General features: G+C 55.6%; 18 protein-coding genes and 1 tRNA gene. 8 read left to right on the top strand and 11 right to left on the bottom strand.

The genetic code is table 11. The features are described from left to right. Window positions 1-83 precede the first annotated feature (83 nt). A complete protein-coding gene (locus ACEWZM_RS11330; RefSeq protein ID WP_414008014.1) occupies window positions 84-1,364 on the top strand; it encodes a DNA polymerase IV in 1,281 nt (426 codons plus the stop codon). A 15-nt stretch (window positions 1,365-1,379) separates the two neighbouring features. On the opposite strand, the gene ACEWZM_RS11325 is transcribed toward ACEWZM_RS11330, so the two are convergent. Beyond that, window positions 1,380-2,240, bottom strand: a complete 861-nt coding sequence (locus ACEWZM_RS11325) for an N-formylglutamate amidohydrolase (RefSeq protein WP_414006532.1) — start codon at window positions 2,238-2,240, stop codon at window positions 1,380-1,382. Window positions 2,241-2,401: 161 nt separating this feature from the next. Here ACEWZM_RS11325 and ACEWZM_RS11320 point away from each other — a divergent pair. The 3 genes from ACEWZM_RS11320 (at window position 2,402) to ACEWZM_RS11310 (ending at window position 3,936) form a co-directional block, all read left to right on the top strand. Then, a tRNA-Val gene (locus tag ACEWZM_RS11320) sits at window positions 2,402-2,476 on the top strand. A 77-nt stretch (window positions 2,477-2,553) separates the two neighbouring features. Then, a complete protein-coding gene (gene ykgO / locus ACEWZM_RS11315) occupies window positions 2,554-2,679 on the top strand; it encodes a type B 50S ribosomal protein L36 (RefSeq protein WP_008205324.1) in 126 nt (41 codons plus the stop codon). A 240-nt stretch (window positions 2,680-2,919) separates the two neighbouring features. Next, window positions 2,920-3,936, top strand: coding sequence for an extracellular solute-binding protein (locus ACEWZM_RS11310; protein WP_414006531.1), 1,017 nt, complete (start codon window positions 2,920-2,922; stop codon window positions 3,934-3,936). Between the two features lie 106 nt (window positions 3,937-4,042). On the opposite strand, the gene ACEWZM_RS11305 is transcribed toward ACEWZM_RS11310, so the two are convergent. After that, on the bottom strand, window positions 4,043-4,594 hold the full coding sequence (locus tag ACEWZM_RS11305) for a DUF2938 domain-containing protein (RefSeq protein WP_414006530.1): 552 nt from the start codon (window positions 4,592-4,594) through the stop codon (window positions 4,043-4,045). 289 nt (window positions 4,595-4,883) lie between these two features. On the opposite strand from ACEWZM_RS11305, the gene ACEWZM_RS11300 reads away from it, so the two are divergent. Next, window positions 4,884-5,750, top strand: coding sequence for a CobW family GTP-binding protein (locus tag ACEWZM_RS11300; protein ID WP_414006529.1), 867 nt, complete (start codon window positions 4,884-4,886; stop codon window positions 5,748-5,750). Window positions 5,751-5,769: 19 nt separating this feature from the next. Here the strand turns inward: ACEWZM_RS11300 and ACEWZM_RS11295 are convergent, their stop codons facing one another. The 6 genes from ACEWZM_RS11295 to ACEWZM_RS11270 form a co-directional block, all read right to left on the bottom strand. Further along, a complete protein-coding gene (locus ACEWZM_RS11295; protein WP_414006528.1) occupies window positions 5,770-7,509 on the bottom strand; it encodes an ABC transporter permease in 1,740 nt (579 codons plus the stop codon). Window positions 7,510-7,708: 199 nt separating this feature from the next. Then, complete coding sequence (locus ACEWZM_RS11290) at window positions 7,709-8,926, bottom strand: phenylacetate--CoA ligase family protein (protein ID WP_414006527.1); 1,218 nt, start codon at window positions 8,924-8,926, stop codon at window positions 7,709-7,711. Window positions 8,927-8,941: 15 nt separating this feature from the next. Next, window positions 8,942-9,778, bottom strand: coding sequence for an ABC transporter ATP-binding protein (locus tag ACEWZM_RS11285; RefSeq protein ID WP_414006526.1), 837 nt, complete (start codon window positions 9,776-9,778; stop codon window positions 8,942-8,944). A 155-nt stretch (window positions 9,779-9,933) separates the two neighbouring features. Further along, window positions 9,934-11,217, bottom strand: coding sequence for an ABC transporter substrate-binding protein (locus tag ACEWZM_RS11280; protein WP_414006525.1), 1,284 nt, complete (start codon window positions 11,215-11,217; stop codon window positions 9,934-9,936). A gap of 90 nt (window positions 11,218-11,307) precedes the next feature. Further along, on the bottom strand, window positions 11,308-12,384 hold the full coding sequence (locus ACEWZM_RS11275; protein ID WP_414006524.1) for a branched-chain amino acid ABC transporter permease: 1,077 nt from the start codon (window positions 12,382-12,384) through the stop codon (window positions 11,308-11,310). A 3-nt stretch (window positions 12,385-12,387) separates the two neighbouring features. Further along, entirely contained in the window at window positions 12,388-12,645 is a 258-nt protein-coding gene (locus ACEWZM_RS11270; protein ID WP_414006523.1) for a hypothetical protein, read from the bottom strand. Window positions 12,646-12,747: 102 nt separating this feature from the next. Between ACEWZM_RS11270 and ACEWZM_RS11265 the strand changes: the two genes are divergently transcribed. Further along, the gene (locus ACEWZM_RS11265; RefSeq protein WP_414006522.1) at window positions 12,748-13,104 is read left to right on the top strand and encodes an SHOCT domain-containing protein; all 357 of its coding nucleotides are present in this window, start codon (window positions 12,748-12,750) and stop codon (window positions 13,102-13,104) included. Between the two features lie 57 nt (window positions 13,105-13,161). Here the strand turns inward: ACEWZM_RS11265 and ACEWZM_RS11260 are convergent, their stop codons facing one another. The 3 genes from ACEWZM_RS11260 to ACEWZM_RS11250 form a co-directional block, all read right to left on the bottom strand. Continuing rightward, entirely contained in the window at window positions 13,162-14,148 is a 987-nt protein-coding gene (locus tag ACEWZM_RS11260; protein ID WP_414006521.1) for a branched-chain amino acid ABC transporter permease, read from the bottom strand. Between the two features lie 74 nt (window positions 14,149-14,222). Further along, window positions 14,223-15,032 (bottom strand): ABC transporter ATP-binding protein, encoded by an 810-nt coding sequence (locus tag ACEWZM_RS11255; RefSeq protein ID WP_414008013.1) that lies wholly within the window; start codon window positions 15,030-15,032, stop codon window positions 14,223-14,225. A 97-nt stretch (window positions 15,033-15,129) separates the two neighbouring features. Then, window positions 15,130-17,073, bottom strand: coding sequence for an AMP-binding protein (locus tag ACEWZM_RS11250; protein WP_414008012.1), 1,944 nt, complete (start codon window positions 17,071-17,073; stop codon window positions 15,130-15,132). Window positions 17,074-17,342: 269 nt separating this feature from the next. Here ACEWZM_RS11250 and ACEWZM_RS11245 point away from each other — a divergent pair, with 269 nt between their 5' ends. Further along, entirely contained in the window at window positions 17,343-19,244 is a 1,902-nt protein-coding gene (locus ACEWZM_RS11245; protein ID WP_414008011.1) for a hybrid sensor histidine kinase/response regulator, read from the top strand. Further along, window positions 19,241-19,945: a response regulator transcription factor gene (locus ACEWZM_RS11240; RefSeq protein WP_414006520.1), complete on the top strand. Its 705-nt coding sequence runs from the start codon at window positions 19,241-19,243 to the stop codon at window positions 19,943-19,945. The genes ACEWZM_RS11245 and ACEWZM_RS11240 overlap by 4 nt, the downstream gene beginning before the upstream one ends. Window positions 19,946-19,974: the final 29 nt, after the last annotated feature.

Here is a 19,974-nt window from a genome sequence, read left to right as displayed (position 1 = left end):
TCTTCATGTCCGACAACAATCCAATACCGCCTGAAACGGCCGTTCCCATCGATCAAACGGGTCACACGGAGGCAGCTCAGCGTCTGCAAGTTCTCTGCCGGGAATGTTTATCCTATGGTGTGTTGAAGCCAAAAGACGACAAGCCACCAACAGCAAAGCGGTGCCCAAGCTGCCAAAGCCCCAGGATAAAAGCCCATCCCGAGCTATTTTCACTCTCCATCGCTCACATGGATTGTGACGCCTTTTATGCCAGCGTTGAAAAGCGAGACAATCCCGACCTCGCAGACAAACCTGTGGTTATCGGCGGTGGGCGGCGTGGAGTGGTGTCCACCGCCTGCTATGTCGCGCGCATTCGCGGCGTGCGTTCAGCAATGCCCATGTTCCAAGCGCTCAAGCTCTGCCCTGACGCAGTGGTTATCAAACCGCGGATGGATGTCTACGTCGATGTCAGCCGCAAGATCCGTGCAATGATGGACGAGCTGACGCCAGATGTTGAACCTCTGTCGCTGGACGAAGCCTTTATGGATTTATCCGGCACTCAGCGTCTACATGGTGCACCGCCAGCAGTGATGTTGGCGCGGCTGGTCAAACGAATGAAAGACGAATTGGGCGTCACTGGATCAATCGGCTTGTCCCACAATAAGTTTCTCGCAAAAGTGGCCTCTGATCTGGATAAACCACGTGGGTTTTCCGTAATAGGCGCTGCTGAAACCTCTGATTTCCTCAGGGACAAACCGGTACGGCTGATTTGGGGCATAGGCCCGGCAGCACAGGCATCGCTGGACAAAGCCGGGATACGCAGTTTTTCCGATCTGCTCCGATGGGAGCGAAATGACCTGAATGCCCGGTTTGGCTCAACGGGTGAGCGACTGTGGCACCTCGCACGTGGGCAAGATCGGCGCCGGGTGTCTTCCAATGCCCCGATCAAATCGATCTCAAACGAAACCACATTCTTTGAAGACACGGCCAGCCTGGAGGTGCTCGATGGTCACCTGTGGCGTTTGGCTGAAAAGGTTTCAGATCGCGCCAAGGCCCGACAGCTGGCAGGGCGAGTGGTGACGCTCAAATTGAAGCGCGCCAATCACAGCAGCCTCACCCGGCGCCAGTCCTTGCGCGACGCGACCCAGATTGCCGATATGATCTACCGCACGGCGAGAGCGCTTTTGGATCAGGTTGGCGACGAAGGCCCCTACCGGTTGCTGGGCTGTGGTATCTCCGATCTGATCAGCGAAACCAAAGCCGATGTTACTGGCGATCTTCTGGATCCCCAGGCTGGCCAACGTGCAAAAGCAGAGCGCGCAACAGACGCAATTCGGGAACGCTTTGGAAAATCCGCCATCCAGAAGGGCCGAGCCCTTCGGTGAGAGCTACAAACGCGACTACTCAGCTGCGAGTGACACCGGATCACAAGTCAGCCGCGATAACTCTGCGACCACATCGGTCAGAACCATCTGCAGCGCTGTAAAATCAGCCGTCTTCTGAATCCGCGTCTCATTCATATAGAGACTGCGGTCGATTTCGACCTGCACTGCATGCTGCTCACGCGAGGGACGACCATAGGATTGTGTAATGTAGGCCCCCGCAAAGGGTGTGTTTCGCGCAACCCGCAGACCAGCTCCGACAAAAGCCGCCTCAATCCGGTCCATCACCTCGGAAGAGGCTGCAGCACCAAACCGATCTCCAAGCACCACATCCGGCAGCGCACCACAACTGCGACCAGCCGCTGATATCGCCTCATGTGGCATCGAATGACAGTCAATCAGTACGGCTCGCCCGAACCCGGTCCGAGCTTGATCCAGAAGTTGTTGCAAAGCGGCGTGATAAGGCCGCCAATAGGAGGCAATCCGATCGCTCGCCTCTGTGCGAGTAAGCTTGCCGCTATAAATCGACCGCCCGTGGGCCACCACCCGCGGTATCACCCCCAGCCCCGACGCGACGCGCGGGTTCTGGCCACGTTTGATCACCCCATCAATCAGGGCCGGATCCAGTTCTTCGGTTGATCTGTTGAGATCCACATAGGCTCGCGGCACTTGGGCAGTCAGCAAAGGCATTCCGAATCTTGGCGCCGACGCGAATAACTCATCCACAAAGGCATCTTCAGAACTACGCAGCTGCAATGGATCAAGGACCGTCTCCGCCAAGAAGGCCGGGCTGTAGTTCGATCCACTGTGCGGAGAGGCGAAAACCACCCCCGACTGCAATTCCTGTGGCATTTCCACCAAATATACTGTCTTAGACATGAAGGCTCCGGCCACTCAAATACAAGAAACAGCATAGACCGGAAATTTCTGCGGTCAAAAGCTCTTGCACCCCTCTCCGACTCATTTTATAGACCCCTTCACCGGCGCGGTCATCCGCGCCCCATTTAGTTTTGGGGCCGACTGAAAGCGTAGGTGTTCATGGGCGATTAGCTCAGCGGTAGAGCACTTCGTTGACATCGAAGGGGTCACAAGTTCGAACCTTGTATCGCCCACCATGAATTCACTGCTTTGATTTATTGATCAAAGCCCCGCAACCCAGGCGCTGGTTCGCGCCGCAGAACAGGAGATGGCCATGAAGGTCAAGAACTCGCTCCGCTCGCTCAAGAACCGGCATCGGGATTGCCGCATTGTGCGTCGCAAGGGCCGTGTATATGTGATCAATAAAACCCAGCCGCGTTTCAAAGCGCGCCAAGGTTAATGATATGACACTGCTCAGCAGATTTTTGAAAGCCGCGTCCTGTGACGCGGCTTTCTTCGTTTTCATACTCTGAAATTCTATTGAGACCTCAACTCAGCCAATGGGCTTGGGATTCTTTTTCCGATGGTTTTTGTCAGTTTTGGTTTGCATCTTTGGTGAAATTCTTTATCTGAGAAAATCAGTCGGGTTCGAGGCTGTACGGCAGAGCCCACGGGGAATTCTGAATAGATGGGACATATTATGTTGAAATCATCCACCATACTTGCTGGCGCGCTGACCGCAGCCGTTGCCACAACTGCCGCTGCCGAAGGCGAATTGAACCTCTACTCGTCACGCCACTACGATACAGACGAGCGTCTCTATTCCGATTTCGAAGAGGCCACCGGCATCACCATCAACCGTATCGAAGGCAAAGCCGACGAACTGACTGCCCGGATGGCTGCAGAGGGTGCGAATTCTCCTGCAGACATCTTGCTGACCGTCGACACATCGCGTCTGGCCCGCGCTAAGAACGATGGCCTGCTGCAAGCAATTGACAGCGACACTCTGGAAGCCCGCGTGCCCGGTTATCTGCAGGACGCAGACAACCAGTGGTTCGGTTTCTCGCAGCGTGCCCGCATCATTTTCTTTGACAAGGCCGATGTGACCAACCCACCCAAAACCTATCTGGATCTTGCGGATCCGGCCTACAAAGGTCAGGTCTGCATCCGTTCCTCAACCAACACCTATAACCAGACTCTTCTGGCCTCCATCATCACCCACCATGGTGAAGACGTAGCGACCGATTGGGCAAAAGGCGTTGTCGCGAACATGGCCCGCGCACCGCAGGGCGGCGACACCGACCAGCTGCGCGGTATTGTCTCTGGCGAGTGTGAAATTGCAGTCGGCAATAGCTACTACTTCGCGCGTTCCATCCGCAAGAATGTAAAAGGCCTGTCTGACCAGCGTGAGATGATCGGTTGGGTCTTCCCCTCACAGGATGCCGAAGGCGCACATATGAACCTGTCTGGCGCAGGTGTAGCGGTGAATGCCCCCAACAAGGACAACGCCGTGAAGTTCCTAGAATACCTCGCCTCCGATCAGGCGCAGCAGTATTTCTCGGCTGGCAATGATGAATACCCGACCGTTCCGGGCGTGGCTCTGGCACCCAGCATCGCCGCACTGGGCCACTTCAAACCCGATGATGTTCAGCTGTCAGATGTCGCGAAAAACATCCCTGCAGCTCAGAAAATCTTCAATCAGGTCGGTTGGGAGTAAGTCTTCCACGAATGCTGCCTTTTATGGCGGTAACCGTTGATCAATAGATGAAGGCGCAGGATTTTCCCTGCGCCTTTGTTTTATTTGGGACAGTGAATATCCATCCTTACTCAGCAGGCGAGACCTGATCACCCGATCCGCCGTCAACTTTCGGTACAAATCGCGACAGGGCGAAGGCGACGATATAGAGACCCAACCCAAAGGAGAAATGCGACATCAGACTCTTGAGCCGCGCTGCATCCGGATTAGGTTTGTTAGCAGCCATGATCCCGGCACCCAGCGCAGGCTGCAAGATAAAGAACGGTGCAACCACGGTGATCAACCCAAAGAGCACCGGAGCAACCGGTCCCGGCCGCAGCAACTGACGCTCTCCGCCAATCGCCACGAATAGTGCTGCAAAAAGGACACCCACGACGTAGTGTGCCGACCAGCCAAGGGCTGCCTCTTGAGCCACCGGCGCAGCCTTTCGGATACTCTCATGGGTAAACACACCATCCGCCATATGGCCCAACCAACGCCCGACAACTGCAAAATTGCTTTGCGGAACGCCAAACAAGGCATCGGCAGCGATCGCCCAGATATCCATGAAGGCCGTAGCCCCCAATCCCAAGATAACAATACGAATAATCAATTCACTGCGGTTCAACACGGCTTCCATCCCTCTTTGTGGTCCCTCTTCCCGTAGGGTGAACGATTCCTCGGGTCGCAGTGATTTTAGGACCTCATCAGGGTTCGCCGCCAATTGCATTGTTTGAGGTAGCCCCCCAGCAAAGCTGATCAGCCATAAATTAAAGGGGGGAGAGCACCGGTTACTGCGACTTCACGAACCGTTTCCACAGGGTAGACGATTCGCACAAGACACCCTATAGCTGCAGCCCGAGTTCTGAGATGCACAGCGAGGGGGGGCGAGCCATGCGTGACCAAACCATGATACCTGAGAAGTACCGATGAACCGTATCCCGGTCACTATCATCAGCGGCTATCTCGGTGCTGGCAAAACCACCCTGATCAATCGTCTCTTAAGCGAGGATCACGGGCTACGTCTGACCGTGTTGGTCAATGACTTCGGGCGCATCAATATCGATGAAAGCCTTTTGCAGGACAGTAGTTCGGAGACTATCGCTCTAAGCAATGGCTGTATCTGCTGTAGCTTAGGGGATGATCTGACCCACGCATTGCATCGTATTCTGATGTCCGACGTTCACCCAGACCACATCGTGGTCGAGGCAAGCGGCCTTTCCGATCCACTTGCCATTGCCAATACTGTGGTCAACGAAAACCAGCTCTCCCACGGCGGCATTATAACGGTTGCTGACGGTGGAAATCTCTCCGATTTGCTGGCCGATGATTTGCTTTGCAAACAGGCCAGTCAGCAAATCCGAGCTGCTGATCTGGTACTGATCAGCAAATGCGACACTCCTTCCGCTTCTGCAATGGCACATTTGAAGGAGCTTGGAGCACGTACGCCAACAGTTCTCGGCAGCGCTCCGATCGCGGATTTGCTGTTCGATGTGCTGCCGCTACCAGCGCGCCGCTCAGCCAATATATCTGCCCATCACGCTTACTCCACCTGGCATCACCGCAGTAAGGAGCCGATGGATCGTTGCAAACTGGGCGATAAACTGGCGAACCGCCCTGAAGGCCTTTACCGCATGAAGGGTTACGTTTTGACCAATGGCGGCGGGTATGAGTTGCATGTGGTCGGGCGGCAGGTTTCGGCAAAACGCTGTGAGGCCGAGGAGACCGTATTGGTCGCCCTAGGTCCTGCAGCCCGGATTTCTTGTGAAGAGATCGATGACTGGTGGCACCGCTAGGCTGCCCCATTGGCCATGGCTAATTGCGTCGCCCGACCTGTCTGCAAATCAGGATAACGGGCAATAATCCAACCAACATAATGACCAAAGAGGGGACCGCCGCGCCCTCCAACCTTTCATCTGAGGCCAGCCGATAGGCCTGCACCGCCAATGTGTCATAGTTGAAGGGTCGCATGATCAGTGTCGCCGGCAACTCTTTCATCACATCGACAAATACGATCAACAAAGCGGTCATCAGGCTGGGTGTGAGAATGGGCAGATGCACCCGGCGCAGCATACCCAGCGGGCTTTGCCCCAATGAACGGGCAGCGGCATCCATATTGGCATGCACCGTCGCCTGCCCGCCCTCATATGCGCCTAATGCGGCAGCCAAAAACCGCACCATATATGCCGCCACCAACAACCAGATTGATCCGGTTATCAGCAGCCCCGTCCGTATTTCAAAATTCGCCCGCATCCAGGCGTCGAGAGCATTGTCAAACGCCGCGAACGGAACCATCAGCCCGACAGCAATAACGCCCCCCGGCACCGCGTAGCCAAGTCGCGAGATATGTCCTGCCAACGTAGAGCTCCGCCCCGGACGCAGCCGCTGATAAAATCCCAAACATACAGCGACAACCACTGTCAGCATCGCTGCCGTCATCGCCAACACCAGAGAGTTTTGCAGAAAACCCAAGTAGCGCCTGCTGAGTAGGTTTTGCTCAGACTGCAGCCCCATCTGAGCCAGTATCACAACAGGCAGTAAGAACCCCAAAAGGACTGGCAGCACACATAGACCAAAAGCGAGTGCGGCTTTGAAACCGCGCAGTTCCACTGGCGGCATCGTTGCCTGATGTTTACCTGCATGGTGGTACCGCGCCCGGCCTCGCGTCGAGCGTTCGACCAACGCCAACGTCAAAGCAAACCCCAACAAACAAAGCGCGAGCTGCGCGGCGCCAGCTCGATCAGCCAGTGAGAACCAGCTGGTGTAAATGCCAGTCGCAAATGTCTGCACGCCAAAATAACTTACCGTGCCGAAATCTGCTATGGTCTCCATCACCGCCAACAGAATGCCCGAAGCAATCGCCGGCCGCGCCATTGGCAGGCTAACCCGCCAAAACGCTTGCAGAGAGGTATTGCCAAGAGCACGCGCTGCAAGAAACGCCCCTGCGCTTTGCTGTAAAAACGCCGCACGCGCCAGCAAATAGACATAAGGGTACAGCACCAGCACCAACATCACAGCTGCCCCGCCAACCGAGCGGATCTCAGGAAACCAATACTCACGCGGCCCCCACCCGGTCACTTGCCGCAACGTGGATTGAACCACTCCGGGATGGTCCAACACAAAGGTATAAGCATAGGCAAGCACATAGGCCGGAAAGGCCAGCGGCAGGATCAGCACTATCTCCATCAAGCGCACGCCCGGAAACCGGGTCATAGTAACCAACCAAGCGGCTCCGACGCCCACTAACCCAGTGCCAAGCGCCACCAGAAGAACCAAAACAAATGTGGTACCGACATAGCCTGGAAGCACGGTTTCACCCAAATGCCGAATTGTCTCGGTTCCACCGGTCACTGCCGCAAGCGCGACTGCAAGCATCGGCAAAAGGCACGACAGCGCCACCGTCCAGCCTACGGTTGCAAACAATGCACCACTCGGCTTCTTCCTCCGTCTGATGAGACCGGCTTTGCCAGAAGATGGCGCACCGCCAGCAACCGCTGTCCCAACGCTGCGCGCGGCGCCTGCTGCGGTTGAACGTATGGATGTATTCTTTGCCATGACTGCCGGACTACCTAACTGCAGCCCTCTATTTCGATTATTTTCGTCGGAATTGCCAGCGGCAATGCCAAGACGCAGCCATTCGTCGCGCCCCAGTGCGGTCTCCAGTAGTGATCAAAGAAATGGCGCAACCCGTGTAAGCACACCGGTTACGTCACAATCCATTGCCCGCCGAGCAATCTACCCGGCGGGTGAGAGATCAATCGTAGTTACGTTGATCTTCGATAACCAAACCATCTTTGGGCAAAGCCCCAGGTGCAACAACTTCAACGCGCCCTTTCAGCTTCAGGACTTCGACAACCGATCTGGAAAAAGCGATCTCGTCACCGGACTGTGCTTCTATCTGAACCGTCATCGCATCCATTTCGCCGTCGCGGCTAGCGATGACACGCGCCTTGACGATCTCCTCGTGCTTATTGACCAGTGATGCAACCTGTTCGGGGCGGACAAACATACCTTTGATCTTGGTCGTTTGATCAGCACGCCCCATCCAACCTTTAATCCGCATATTGGTTCGTCCACAGGGAGATTCTCCTGGCAGAACGGCACTCAGATCCCCAGTGGCGAAACGGATTAGTGGATAGTCAGGGTTCAATGTGGTCACCACAACTTCACCTACCTCACCTGAGGTTACCGGTGTTCCGGTACCGGGTGTGACGATCTCAACGACAACTCTCTCATCGACGATCATCCCCTCCATCGCAGAACTTTCGTAGGCGATATTGCCCAGATCCGCAGTCGCATAAGACTGGAGGCAAGTTATACCGCGATCAGCATATTCCTGACGCAAGGAGGGGAACAATGCCCCGCCTCCAACGGCTGCCTTGGTGAAACCGAGCTTCACGCCCATTGCATCGGCTTTATCCAGAATGACCTTCAGATAGTCCGGCGTGCCAGCATATGCCGTCGCCCTGACATCACGTGCCGCGGTCACCTGCAACTCGGTCTGGCCAGTGCCCGCAGGCAATACCGCCGCTCCGACTGCGCGCGCACCATTTTCAAAGATCATGCCCGCAGGGGTCAGATGGTACCCGAAACAGTTCTGCACCACGTCACCAGGCCCGATGCCCACGGCATGCAGAAATCGGCCCATCCGCCACCAGTCGTGATCCACTCCACCTGGCTCATAAATTGGACCGGGAGATTGAAAGACATGAGCGAAGCCACTAGCCGGTTTCACAGTAAATCCACCATAGGGGGGATGCGCTGCCTGTGCCGTGCTGAGATCCGATTTGCGCAGGACCGGCAGGGAGGCCAGATCTGCCACAGTGGTGATAGCCGCCGCATCCACGTGGCGCAGGCTTTCACCGTATCCGGGTGCGGTCTGGGCACGCGCAATCTGTTGCGGCAATTGCTGCGCGAGATCGGCGGCACGAGCGTCAGCGCTGCGGGTCTCTAACGTGTCAAAATTGGTCATGTCAGTCACCCCGCCTCAGCTCAACCACCGCTTCCGGCGGCGATAAGATCGCACATCCCGAAAGCTCTTACGTCCTTCATCAGACATCCCGAGATAGAATTCCTTCACATCCGGGTTCTCGCGCAGATCAGCCGCCGGGCCGTCCATAACCACGCGCCCCGATTCAAGAATGTATCCGTAGTGGGAATAGCGCAGCGCCACGTTGGTGTTCTGCTCCGCCAACAGAAAGGTGACCCCTTCTTTTTCGTTGATCGACTTTACGATCTCAAAAATCTGTTCGACCAACTGCGGCGCTAATCCCATCGATGGCTCATCCAACAGGATGGTCTCTGGCCGGCTCATCAAGGCGCGACCCATCGCAACCATCTGCTGCTCACCACCTGAGGTATAGCCAGCCTGACTGCGGCGACGTTCTTTCAGACGGGGGAAATAACTGTAGACCATCTCAAGATCGCGCTGAATATTCGCATTGCTGTCGCTGCGAGTATAAGCGCCGGTCAGCAGGTTTTCTTCAACAGTTAGGTGCTCAAAACAGTGACGGCCTTCCATGACTTGGATCACGCCCTTTTTCACCAATTCGGCAGGGTCGCGATCCTGGATCCGCTCACCACGGTAACTGATCGTCCCTTTGGTGACTTCGCCCCTTTCAGAATGCAGTAGATTTGACACCGCCTTAAGTGTTGTCGTCTTGCCCGCGCCGTTGCCACCCAAGAGTGCAGTAATACCACCTTTGGGCACCTTCAGGCTCACGCCCTTCAAGACGAGGATCACGTGATTATAGATCACTTCGATGTTGTTGACCTCAAGCAGAGTCTCTGCCTGAACATCGGTGGTTTTGGCTGTATCCAGCATCTGTTGTTGTCCTCACGCGGTCCCGACTCGGTTTACCCTGTGCCGGGTCTGTCTGTAGATGCGGCCCTTGCGCGCCGCACCGGATGATATACGCGCGACATGATGCGCGGTTCAGGCTGGCCCGCCCCCGCTACCGGGGCCGGGCCGTTGCAAGATTACTTACACCCTGCCTCGATGTTGTTTTCCTTGGCATAAGCCATGGAATCTTCATCGATCAACGGCAGGATCACATCCCGATCGCTGGGTGCAAAATCGCTGATCAGGTTCCAGGTTTTCGTTGACGCATCCCACTGGGTCATACCAACAAGGCCGGGGCCGCCGTGGTTCTCACAAGAGACGTTGAAGGAGGGACCAAACAAAGGCATCCCCAACGCGGACATGCGTGCTTCTGGCATTTCCAAGGCTTCCATCCCATCACGCATCATCGCTGGGGTGATGTCATTGGTTCCGTGGATTTCCTGTGCAGTCTTTGCCGCCTCAACAGCCAGCATTGCTGCATACATGCCTCGGTTATACAGTACGTTGCCGATTTGATCGCCTGCACCAGCCGCTAGGCCCTTGTCAACAACATGGGTCTGGATATCGCCAAACACAGGGAAGTCACGACCCACACCATGGAAAGTCACAGCTTTGTAACCATTGGCCTTTTCACCGGCAGCCATGACATCGTGTTCCGCACCGGACCACCACACGCCGATGAAATTCTCCATCGGGTAACGGGTGTTGGCAGCTTCTTGGATCGCGACCTGGTTCATCACGCCCCAGCCCCACATGATCACGAAATCTGGACGATCGCGACGGATCTGCAGCCACTGAGATTTCTGCTCCTGGCCTGGATGATCCACTGGCAGAGTAGACAGGGTAAAGCCGTGCTTCTTGGAGAGTTCCTCCAACGTACGGATCGGTTCCTTGCCATAAGCGGAGTTGTGGAACAGCAGCGAAATCTTCTTGCCGTTCAAATCACCGCCGTTTTCCTCGAGCAGGTAATTGATGATACCCGATGCGCCATCCCAGTAGTTAGCAGGGTAGTTGAAGACGTTGCTGAACACCTCACCATTCGCGGCCGATGTCCGACCATAGCCCATGGTGTGCAGAGGAATACCGTCAGCGGTCACTTTTGGGATCAGCTGATAGGTGATGCCTGTGGACAGCGGCTGATAGACCAGCGCACCTTGGCCCTTGGTCGATTCATAGCATTCCACACCTTTTTCGGTGTTATAGCCGGTCTCGCATTCAATGACCTTGGTCTTTACGCCATTGATGCCACCGTCACGCTCGTTCACGAGCGTAAAATAGTCGGCATATCCATCCGCAAACGGAATACCACCAGCGGCATAGGGCCCGGTGCGATAGCTCAGCGACGGAAACACCAGATCTGCCATAGCAGGGCCAGCGGCCATCATGGCGCCCAGCGCCAGAGTCGTCAGTTTCATTTTCATCGGGTCTCATCCTCCCTTGAATTGTCCGATGTGGGTCACGACGGGGTTTGATCTTGTTGTTTCCCCGCGGTCTTGCTTGGCCAGCCCCGCTTAATGCGGGAAAGGCCAGAGTCTCAATTTCTCTTTCGCAACACGCCACAATTGGGCGATGCCATGCGGCTCGGCGATCAAAAAGATCACGATCAATGCACCTACGATGACCAACTGAATGTGCGCGACTATGTCCGTGGGCCAGCCCAGAACATCAACGCCGACAACCTTCAGAACCACCGGCAGCAGCACCAGAAACGCCGCCCCGGCAAAGGAACCGAAGATCGAACCGAGCCCCCCGATGATCACCATAAAGAGCACAAGAAATGATTTGTTGATGCCGAAGGCCTCGCCGACTTCAACCGCCCCAAGGTAGACCGAGAAAAACAGCGCGCCGGAAACTCCGATAAAGAAACCCGAAACACCGAAGGCCGAGAGCTTCGCTTTCAGAGGGTTCACTCCGATGATTTCAGCAGCGATATCCATGTCTCGGATGGCCATCCAGCTGCGGCCAACAGTGCCGCGTGTCAGATTACGTGCAACCACCGCGCAAAACGCCAGGAAAATGAGGCAGAACATATAGGTGGCCCAGGCCGGTGCGTTAGGACCGGTGACAATGATGCCAAAGACATCCCGCTCCGGCGCGCTGATCTGACCAGAAGCGGAGTAGTTGTAAAACCACGGCACCCGATTGAAGAGCCAAACCAAAAAGAACTGCGCTGCCAAGGTTGCCACCGCAAGGTAGAAGCCTTTGATCCGCAGCGATGGCAGACCAAACGCGATGCAGACCAATGATGTGATCCCACCGGCCAGCAAAACATGAATGAACATGCTCATCTCCGGAAAGGCAGTCATTAGCTTATAGCAGGCATAAGCCCCCACAGCCATGAAACCACCCGTTCCCAGTGACACCTGCCCGCAATAGCCAACCAGTATATTGAGGCCAATTGCGGCAATCGAGTAAATCAGAAACGGCAGAAGAATAGCGTTGGCCCAGTAGTCATTTACCACGAACGGCACCACCAGAAACGCGAAGGCCAGCACGATATAATAGCGGATCCGGTCAAATTTGATCGGGAAGGTCTGGCTGTCATCTTGGTAGGAGGTTTTGAAATCTCCGGCTTCACGATAGAACATGACTCAGATGCTCCCTTCTTGCTGCGCACGGTTTCTCGGACCCGTGTCGCGTTGATTTGTTATTTTAACGTAAGCACTTAGATCGGTTACATGAGCCCGTTTCAGATTGGCAAGAGCACCAATGATCAGCCCAGCTGCCCCCAACAGAGATACCGTAGTCATCTGCCCATCGGAAAACCTCTCGGCCATCTGAGCAACGTAACCAAAGACACCGAACCCCGCCAAAGCGACAACATCGATGATGGCGATGTGCTTGGTCATCTGCTGCCACCTGCGTTAACTAATCCGTCGGATTTTCGGCCATTGCCACATTTCGCCCCAATCTTTCTGCCAAGTTTGCCTCGGGAAAAGTGAGTGGGAACGATGAGTTCAATTTTGCAGGAAATCCGGCAGCTAGAGGCTGCACGGGAGAGGGGAGACCTGTCTCCCGAGGACTTCACAAGGGCCAAGACCCGGTTGCTCAACACGGTGGAGGAGGCAACTGTCCTTCCACAGGCCCAGCGCCAATCGCCGGGCCAATCACCAACGCGAGCCGCGCGGCGACAATCGAGCGATGTCGCCCCTGTCGCTTGGGGCATGTTACTGCTGGCGCTTTTTGCTGCTGCAGCCATGACGCTGCTCGTCGGGCAGCTGATCGGCGATGTCACCATCGCCTTCACGCTGGTTGTAACCGTCTTTGCTGCCATCGTTATTGCGGCCTTCCGAAGGCTGGAACGGTGAGCTGATTGGCGCCGCGCGCCTCCGGAACGGAGACGCCATGCCAAAGGCACAGAGGCGTCAGACCCGTTCAATGATCTTCTCCCCAAACAGACCTTGTGGGCGGAACACCAGGAACAACAGCGCCAACACATAGGCAAACCAGTTTTCCGTCGCCCCCCCGACCATCGGGCCGATCATGAATTCGAACAGCTTTTCGCCCACACCAATGATCAACCCGCCAATGATTGCGCCGGGAATTGAGGTGAAGCCACCCAGCATCAATACGGGCAAGGCTTTCAATGCAATCAGCGACAGCGAAAATTGCACGCCGGATTTGGTGCCCCACATGATCCCGGCAACCAGTGCTACAAATCCCGCAACCGACCAGACCAGCACCCAAATGAAGTTAAGTGAAATGCCCACCGATAGTGCTGCCTGATGGTCATCGGCCACGGCCCGCATAGCACGACCTTGTTTGGTGTACTGCGCAAAGGCCACAAGCCCTGCCACCAGTAACGCCGCAATGATTGTCGCCACGATGTCGAGATTGTCGATAAAGAACCCGTAGTCAAAAATCTGATAGGTGGTCTCGTCAATCCATAGGTTGATCCCCTGAGGCAAGCCCACATCCAGCGTCTTGATTTCGGACCCCCACATCAGGTCCGCCACGCCTTCTAGGAAGTAAGCGAGACCAATGGTCGCCATAAACAGGATAATCGGCTCCTGCCCGACCAAATGACGCATCACAAATTGCTGCACCATCCAGGCGAGTAACACCATCACGCCAACCGTGATAACAATCGCCACAAAAGACGGAACCGTCCAGCCGAAGTGGGTGATATGCCCACCAAAGATCGCATTTATGACATGCGAAAACGGCACCTGACCGTTCATAATCCCAACCAGTGTCATAGCGGCGAACAGCGCCATAACACCTTGCGCGTAGTTAAAGATACCCGAAGCCTTGTAGATCAGGACAAAACCCAGCGCGACCAGCGCATACAGCACGCCTGCCATTAGGCCGTTCAGCGTGACTTCCATCGCAAAGACGAGTTGTTCAGGCATCCCGCTCTCCTCCTGCAACTGTCTTCACCGACACCTGCCAAAAATTTCCGAATTTCGTTCTGCGCACCTGTAGGTCAGTCATGGCTCACCCCCAGATAGGCGTCGATCACGTCCTGATTATTGCGCACCTCATCGGGTGTCCCATCGCCAATCTTCTTGCCGTAGTCCATCACCACGACACGATCGGAGAGATCCATCACAACGCCCATGTCATGTTCAATCAGGGCAATGGTCGTGCCAAATTCATCGTTCACATCGAGAATAAAGCGAGACATGTCCTCTTTTTCTTCGACGTTCATACCAGCCATTGGTTCATCCAGCAGAAGCAACTTGGGTTCAGCAGCAAGCGCACGCGCCAGCTCAACCCGCTTTTTCAGACCATAAGGCAGCCGCGCCACCGGCGTTTTGCGGATATGCTGGATCTCCAGAAAGTCGATGATCCGTTCCACGGACTCACGGTTTTCACTCTCTTCAGCTGCAGCTTTGCCACGCCAAATCGCCTGCTGAAAAATGTTGGTCTTCATATAGTTGAGACGCCCGGTCATCACATTGTCGAGCACGCTCATCCCATCAAACAACGCGATATTCTGGAACGTCCGGGCAATACCCTGGCGAGCAACCTCATAAGGGCGCATCTGCGGGCGTGGCTTGCCGCGAAACAGCACCTCGCCATCCTGTGGAATATAGAAACCCGAGATCACATTCAGCATTGAGGACTTGCCGGCGCCATTGGGGCCGATAATGGCCCTGATCTCGCCTTCGCGGATATCAAACGAGATATCCTTGATCGCCACCACGCCGCCAAAACGCAGGGTGATGTTTTTCATCTCCATCACCACGCCGCCGATCTTGCGCCCGTCCTCGGTGATATAGCCGTCTTCCATATCCTTCACGACACCGCGCCTTTCGCATAATTTCTTGGTTTTCTGTGGCCCTGCGCTGTTGCTTGCTGCAACGGCGCGACCTTGAAGAGATCCCGCTTCATTCTGCAGCCACCGCTTGTGGTATCACCCGCACGACCTTGGCATCGATGATGTCCAGAGTGGCACTTATCTCGCCCTTGCGGCCGTCCTCATAGGTGACCTCGGTACGGGTAGAAATCTGAGAAGACCCATCATAAAGTGCTGCGATAATGTCGTCGTATTTATCTTCGACAATCACACGGCGGACTTTTCGCGTCCGGGTCATCTCGCCATCGTCAGCGTCCAGTTCCTTGTGCAGGACAACGAAACGATGCACCTGGCAACCGGACAGCATCCGATCCTGCGCGACCGATTCATTGACCGTTTCTACATGCTCTCGGATCGATTGCAGCACCATCGGATGGCCCGCAAGCTCCTGATATGAGGCATAGGCAATATTGTTCCGCTCCGCCCAGTTGCCCACCGCGGTCAGATCGATATTGATGAATGCAACACAGCGATCCCGGCCATTGCCAAACAACACAACTTCCAGAATATCCGGATAGAACTTGAGTTTGTTCTCGACGAATTTTGGCGCGAACATCGCTCCATCCGCCATTTTACCGACATCCTTAGCCCGGTCGATGATCCGCAAATGGCCGCTGTCTTCTTCGAAGAAGCCTGCATCACCGGTCGCAACCCAACCTTCAGGATCTTTTGTCGATGCTGTAGATTCCGGGTTGTTGTAATACTCAACAAACGTACCGGGTGAGCGGTAGAAAATCTCGCCATTCTCGGCGATCTTGATTTCCACATCTGGGGCCGGAACCCCCACGGTATCAGCACGGACCTCACCATCAGGCTGTACAGTGATAAACACTGTGGCCTCGGTCTGACCGTAGAGCTGTTTCAGGTTGATACCCAACGAACGATAGAAATCAAAAATCTCCGGCCCGATGGCCTCACCAGCAGTGTAGCCGACGCGAATGCGGCCATACCCCAGGGTATCCTTCAGTGGACCATAAACCAGAAGATCGCCCAGCTTATACCTTAGCCGGTCCATCAATCCGACCGGGCGACCGTCCAGAATGTCGCCGCCAACCTTCTTTGCATGGTCAAGAAAGTAGTGAAACATTTTGCGCTTGATCGTGCTCGCATCTTCCATGCGGATCATGACGCTCGTCAGCTGGCCTTCGAATACGCGCGGCGGCGCAAAGAAGTATGTCGGACCGATTTCACGCAAATCGGTCATCATAGTGTCAGCGCTTTCGGGACAATTCACACAGAAACCGCACCAATAGGCCTGCCCAACTGAGAAAATAAAATCACCGACCCATGCCATTGGCAGGTACGAGAGGATATTTTCACCCGCGGTCAGTTTATCAAACTCAGCTGAGTTCTTAGCGCTCTCGATCACGTTGCGATTAGACAGAACGACGCCCTTGGGCCTACCGGTCGTGCCCGAAGTATAGAGCATCACACAAGTGCTGTCGTAGGTCAGCTTGGACTTACGGGCCTCCAGTTCAGGACCCCTTTCATCGCGCGATGCCCGTCCCTGTTCCTGAATATGCGAATACTCATGCAAAGCGTGGTGGTCGTATTTGCGCATACCCCGCGGATCCAGGTATATGATCTGCTCAAGGTTGCTCAGCTCTTCCTGAACTTCGATAACCTTATCGACCTGTTCCTGATCCCCAACAATCACGAACCGTGCACCGCAATGACCCAGCACATAGGCCATCTCTTCAGCGACCGCGTCCTGATAAAGCGGAACCGGAACTGCACCCACAGATTGTGCCGCAACCATCGCCCAATAGAGATAGGGACGGTTACGCCCGATGATGGCGATGAAATCGCCCTCAGTGACACCAAGATTGATCAACCCAAGCGCCAGCGCCTCGATTTCCTTTTGGGTATCGGACCATGTCCAGCATTGCCAAATGCCGAATTCCTTTTCCCGATAGGCTTGGCGATCGCCAATCTGCGCTGCATTGCGTTCAAGCAGCGCCGGCAGGGACATCATCCCTGCGGCACCCGACTGCGTCTGAGCCACGTTCTTTCTCCTCCCCTTTCCGACCCATGCGGCCGGACTGATCGCTAAGCGCGATTCTGATCCCGATTAGGGACGGCCTCATGCTACCGCGTCAACTTTTTCTGGATGTTTTCTTAAATCTTACGAATTGTAACAACTGTTCGCCCGCCGCGCGGAGACACGCGAACTGACCGTCTTGTCGCAGGCGAGACTCTTTGCGCAGACCGGCAAGGATGTTAGCCATGCGCCGGGAGGATACGATGAAGCGATCCGAGAAACACAGCGCAACCATGACCACTGCCGGGCTCAACCTAATTGCCCAGGCCATGTCGATCTATGACAGCGAGCTGCAGCTGGTTGTGTGCAACCATCGATTTCAGGAGATGTTTGCTCTGCCCGATGAGCTGATCACGCCGGGCGCGCGTTTTGAGGAGACAATTCGTTACATCGCCACCAGCGGCGAATACGGTCCGGTAGATGATATCGAAAGTTTCGTGAAGCAGCGTGTCGATCAAGCACTAGATTTTGTCCCGCATTACCTGGAACGCGAACGGTCCAATGGGCAAGTAATCTCGATTGAGGGGGCGCCGCTACCACAAGGCGGCTGGGTGACCGTCTACACTGATATCACCCGCACCAAGCGGATTGAGCAGCTGCTGCGCGCCCGATCAGAAGAAATGTCCGATCAGCTGATCTCGCATACAGAGGAACTCTCAGCGACCAACCGAAAACTGGCGGCAACAATTACCGCTCTGGAAGAGGCCAAACGCCAGCTGACCGAGATGGAAGCGCGCACGCGTCTGACGACCGAGATGATGCCCGCACATATCGCCCACGTAGATGCGGAAGGGTATTACACCTACACCAACCGACGCCTTAGTTCCGTATTTCCCAGCCGCCCTTCGGAAATCCTCGGCACCCATATTTCCGACGCACTTGGGGCGGCAGCATATGATAAAATTTCACCACATCTGATGGCCGCATATCAGGGTGAGAGCCCTGTATTTGAGTTCACCGAAAATCATGACAGCCGACGTATCAGGGTTGCTTTCACGCCTGACAACACTGGCGGCGTGTTCATATTGTCGATGGATGTGACCGAGGAAACCCAGACCCGCGTAGCCTTGCAACAAGCCCGCCGCCGCGAGATGGCCGCGCAGATGACCAGCGGATTGGCGCATGATTTCTCCAACCTCCTCACCATCATACTCGGAATGCAGGGCAAGCTAGCCAAGACCGGCCTTAGCACAGATGCCACCGATCTAGTTCAGGCGACGCTTTCAGCAGCGCGCCGCGGGGGGCGGTTGCTGAATCGTATTGCCGAAATGACAGGCCATCGCACGCTGCGCCCGCAAGCCACGGATCTGCATGCGCTGTTGCAAGAGCTGAAGGTACTAGCGACCCCATCGCTGCCTCAGGGTATGGGCCTTAGCATTGTTGATCACACGCCGGACGTCCGATTGCTTTTGGATCCCGGGAAATTGCAGGACGCGCTGTTGAATCTCATTCTCAACGCGCGCGATGCCTGCGGCACTCAGGGTCAGATAACGGTCAGCGCACATGTCGTCGGCCAAACTTGGCTGGAACTGAGCGTCACCGACACAGGCCCCGGTTTTTCTAAGACCGCTTTAGATAAAGCGCTGAACCCGTTTTTCACGACCAAGGGTGGTGAAGGGTCTGGCCTTGGCCTGCCGATGGTCTACGACATGGCCAAATCTACGGGCGGTGACATACGGATCGGGAATACCGTTTCAGGCGCTGGCGTGACCTTGCGCATTCCCCACCGCCTCGCGCCCGATGCAGCGGATGGGATGGCTCTTCTGGTGGAAGACAGCGAAGAACTGCGCGCAACGTTTCGCGATATGCTGATCGACTTGGGATATGCAGTGGTCGAGGCCACCAGCGTTGATGAGGCCTGCGCCCTAACAGCCGATATTGATGGCATTTCACTGGTATTGTCCGATATCAAGCTGCAAGGAAGCGCCACAGGAATCGATCTGGTCGATCGCTTGCAGGGTGCCAACCTGCCTTGCATTTTGATGACATCCCTGCCAACCAGCGATCCCCTGTTTCGCACCGCTTTGAAACGCTGCCCGGTGCTGCAAAAGCCCTTTACCACCCATCAGCTTTCGATGCTGATCAAATCGGAACCCGCCGCATGAGCCGCCCCCTGATCACGATCCTTGATGACGAGCCGGAGATCCGCCGTATTCTGACCGATACTCTCGAAGATGCCGGGTTTCGCACCCAGAGCTTTGCGCGGGCGCGCGAATTCGAAGCGTCGCTCAAACGGGTCACTCCCGATGTTTGCCTGGTCGATCTGTCACTGCCCGATACTGACGGGTTGGCGTTAGTCCACCGGCTGGCATTAGAGCAGGGAGCGGCCGTAATCATTATTTCAGGACGCGCCCAGGTACAGGATCGCGTCACAGGGCTGGAACTTGGTGCTGATGATTACATCACAAAACCCTTTGACCCGGCAGAGGTCGTAGCCCGCATTCGCGCCCGTCTGCGCGGCGGCCCGCGCACCTTGGCCGCCACAGGTAACAGCGCACAATTTTCCGGCTGGACTGCACATTTCGATCGCTACACCCTCGAGGACGACAGCGGCGCCGAAACTCCGTTTTCCCACGCCGAAGGCGAAGTATTGCGGCTGTTCCTGGAAAGCCCAAAACGGTTGATCTCACGTGCTCAGATGCAAGAAAGCCTCGGCGGGGGTGCCGGCGAAAGCTTTGATCGGGCCATGGATGTGCGAATCTCACGGCTCCGCACCAAATTGAGAGAAGATCCTAAAAATCCCCGTTTGATCAAAACGATCTATGGCGCGGGCTATATCTTTCTGGGTGATGTGAGCTGGCAATGATTGCGCAGCAGCCCTGCTGGCCCGAGCAG

Source organism: Phaeobacter cretensis (genome assembly GCF_047372505.1).
Lineage (GTDB): Bacteria > Pseudomonadota > Alphaproteobacteria > Rhodobacterales > Rhodobacteraceae > Phaeobacter > Phaeobacter cretensis.
Note: the sequence above shows the minus strand (reverse complement) of the source record. Positions and strands in the feature narration are given on the sequence as shown.

What these genes read in the sequence shown, in the direction of transcription:
- ACEWZM_RS11285 (WP_414006526.1), bottom strand. Translation starts at nt 9,778, where the DNA reads ATGCTGGATACAGCCAAAACCACCGATGTTCAGGCAGAGACTCTGCTT.
- ACEWZM_RS11280 (WP_414006525.1), bottom strand. Translation starts at nt 11,217, where the DNA reads ATGAAAATGAAACTGACGACTCTGGCGCTGGGCGCCATGATGGCCGCT.
- ACEWZM_RS11325 (WP_414006532.1), bottom strand. Translation starts at nt 2,240, where the DNA reads ATGTCTAAGACAGTATATTTGGTGGAAATGCCACAGGAATTGCAGTCG.
- ACEWZM_RS11300 (WP_414006529.1), top strand. Translation starts at nt 4,884, where the DNA reads ATGAACCGTATCCCGGTCACTATCATCAGCGGCTATCTCGGTGCTGGC.
- ACEWZM_RS11310 (WP_414006531.1), top strand. Translation starts at nt 2,920, where the DNA reads ATGTTGAAATCATCCACCATACTTGCTGGCGCGCTGACCGCAGCCGTT.
- ACEWZM_RS11275 (WP_414006524.1), bottom strand. Translation starts at nt 12,384, where the DNA reads ATGTTCTATCGTGAAGCCGGAGATTTCAAAACCTCCTACCAAGATGAC.
- ACEWZM_RS11245 (WP_414008011.1), top strand. Translation starts at nt 17,343, where the DNA reads ATGAAGCGATCCGAGAAACACAGCGCAACCATGACCACTGCCGGGCTC.
- ykgO (WP_008205324.1), top strand. Translation starts at nt 2,554, where the DNA reads ATGAAGGTCAAGAACTCGCTCCGCTCGCTCAAGAACCGGCATCGGGAT.
- ACEWZM_RS11240 (WP_414006520.1), top strand. Translation starts at nt 19,241, where the DNA reads ATGAGCCGCCCCCTGATCACGATCCTTGATGACGAGCCGGAGATCCGC.
- ACEWZM_RS11270 (WP_414006523.1), bottom strand. Translation starts at nt 12,645, where the DNA reads ATGACCAAGCACATCGCCATCATCGATGTTGTCGCTTTGGCGGGGTTC.
- ACEWZM_RS11305 (WP_414006530.1), bottom strand. Translation starts at nt 4,594, where the DNA reads ATGGAAGCCGTGTTGAACCGCAGTGAATTGATTATTCGTATTGTTATC.
- ACEWZM_RS11255 (WP_414008013.1), bottom strand. Translation starts at nt 15,032, where the DNA reads ATGGAAGACGGCTATATCACCGAGGACGGGCGCAAGATCGGCGGCGTG.
- ACEWZM_RS11260 (WP_414006521.1), bottom strand. Translation starts at nt 14,148, where the DNA reads ATGCCTGAACAACTCGTCTTTGCGATGGAAGTCACGCTGAACGGCCTA.
- ACEWZM_RS11250 (WP_414008012.1), bottom strand. Translation starts at nt 17,073, where the DNA reads ATGATGTCCCTGCCGGCGCTGCTTGAACGCAATGCAGCGCAGATTGGC.
- ACEWZM_RS11295 (WP_414006528.1), bottom strand. Translation starts at nt 7,509, where the DNA reads ATGGCAAAGAATACATCCATACGTTCAACCGCAGCAGGCGCCGCGCGC.
- ACEWZM_RS11290 (WP_414006527.1), bottom strand. Translation starts at nt 8,926, where the DNA reads ATGACCAATTTTGACACGTTAGAGACCCGCAGCGCTGACGCTCGTGCC.
- ACEWZM_RS11265 (WP_414006522.1), top strand. Translation starts at nt 12,748, where the DNA reads ATGAGTTCAATTTTGCAGGAAATCCGGCAGCTAGAGGCTGCACGGGAG.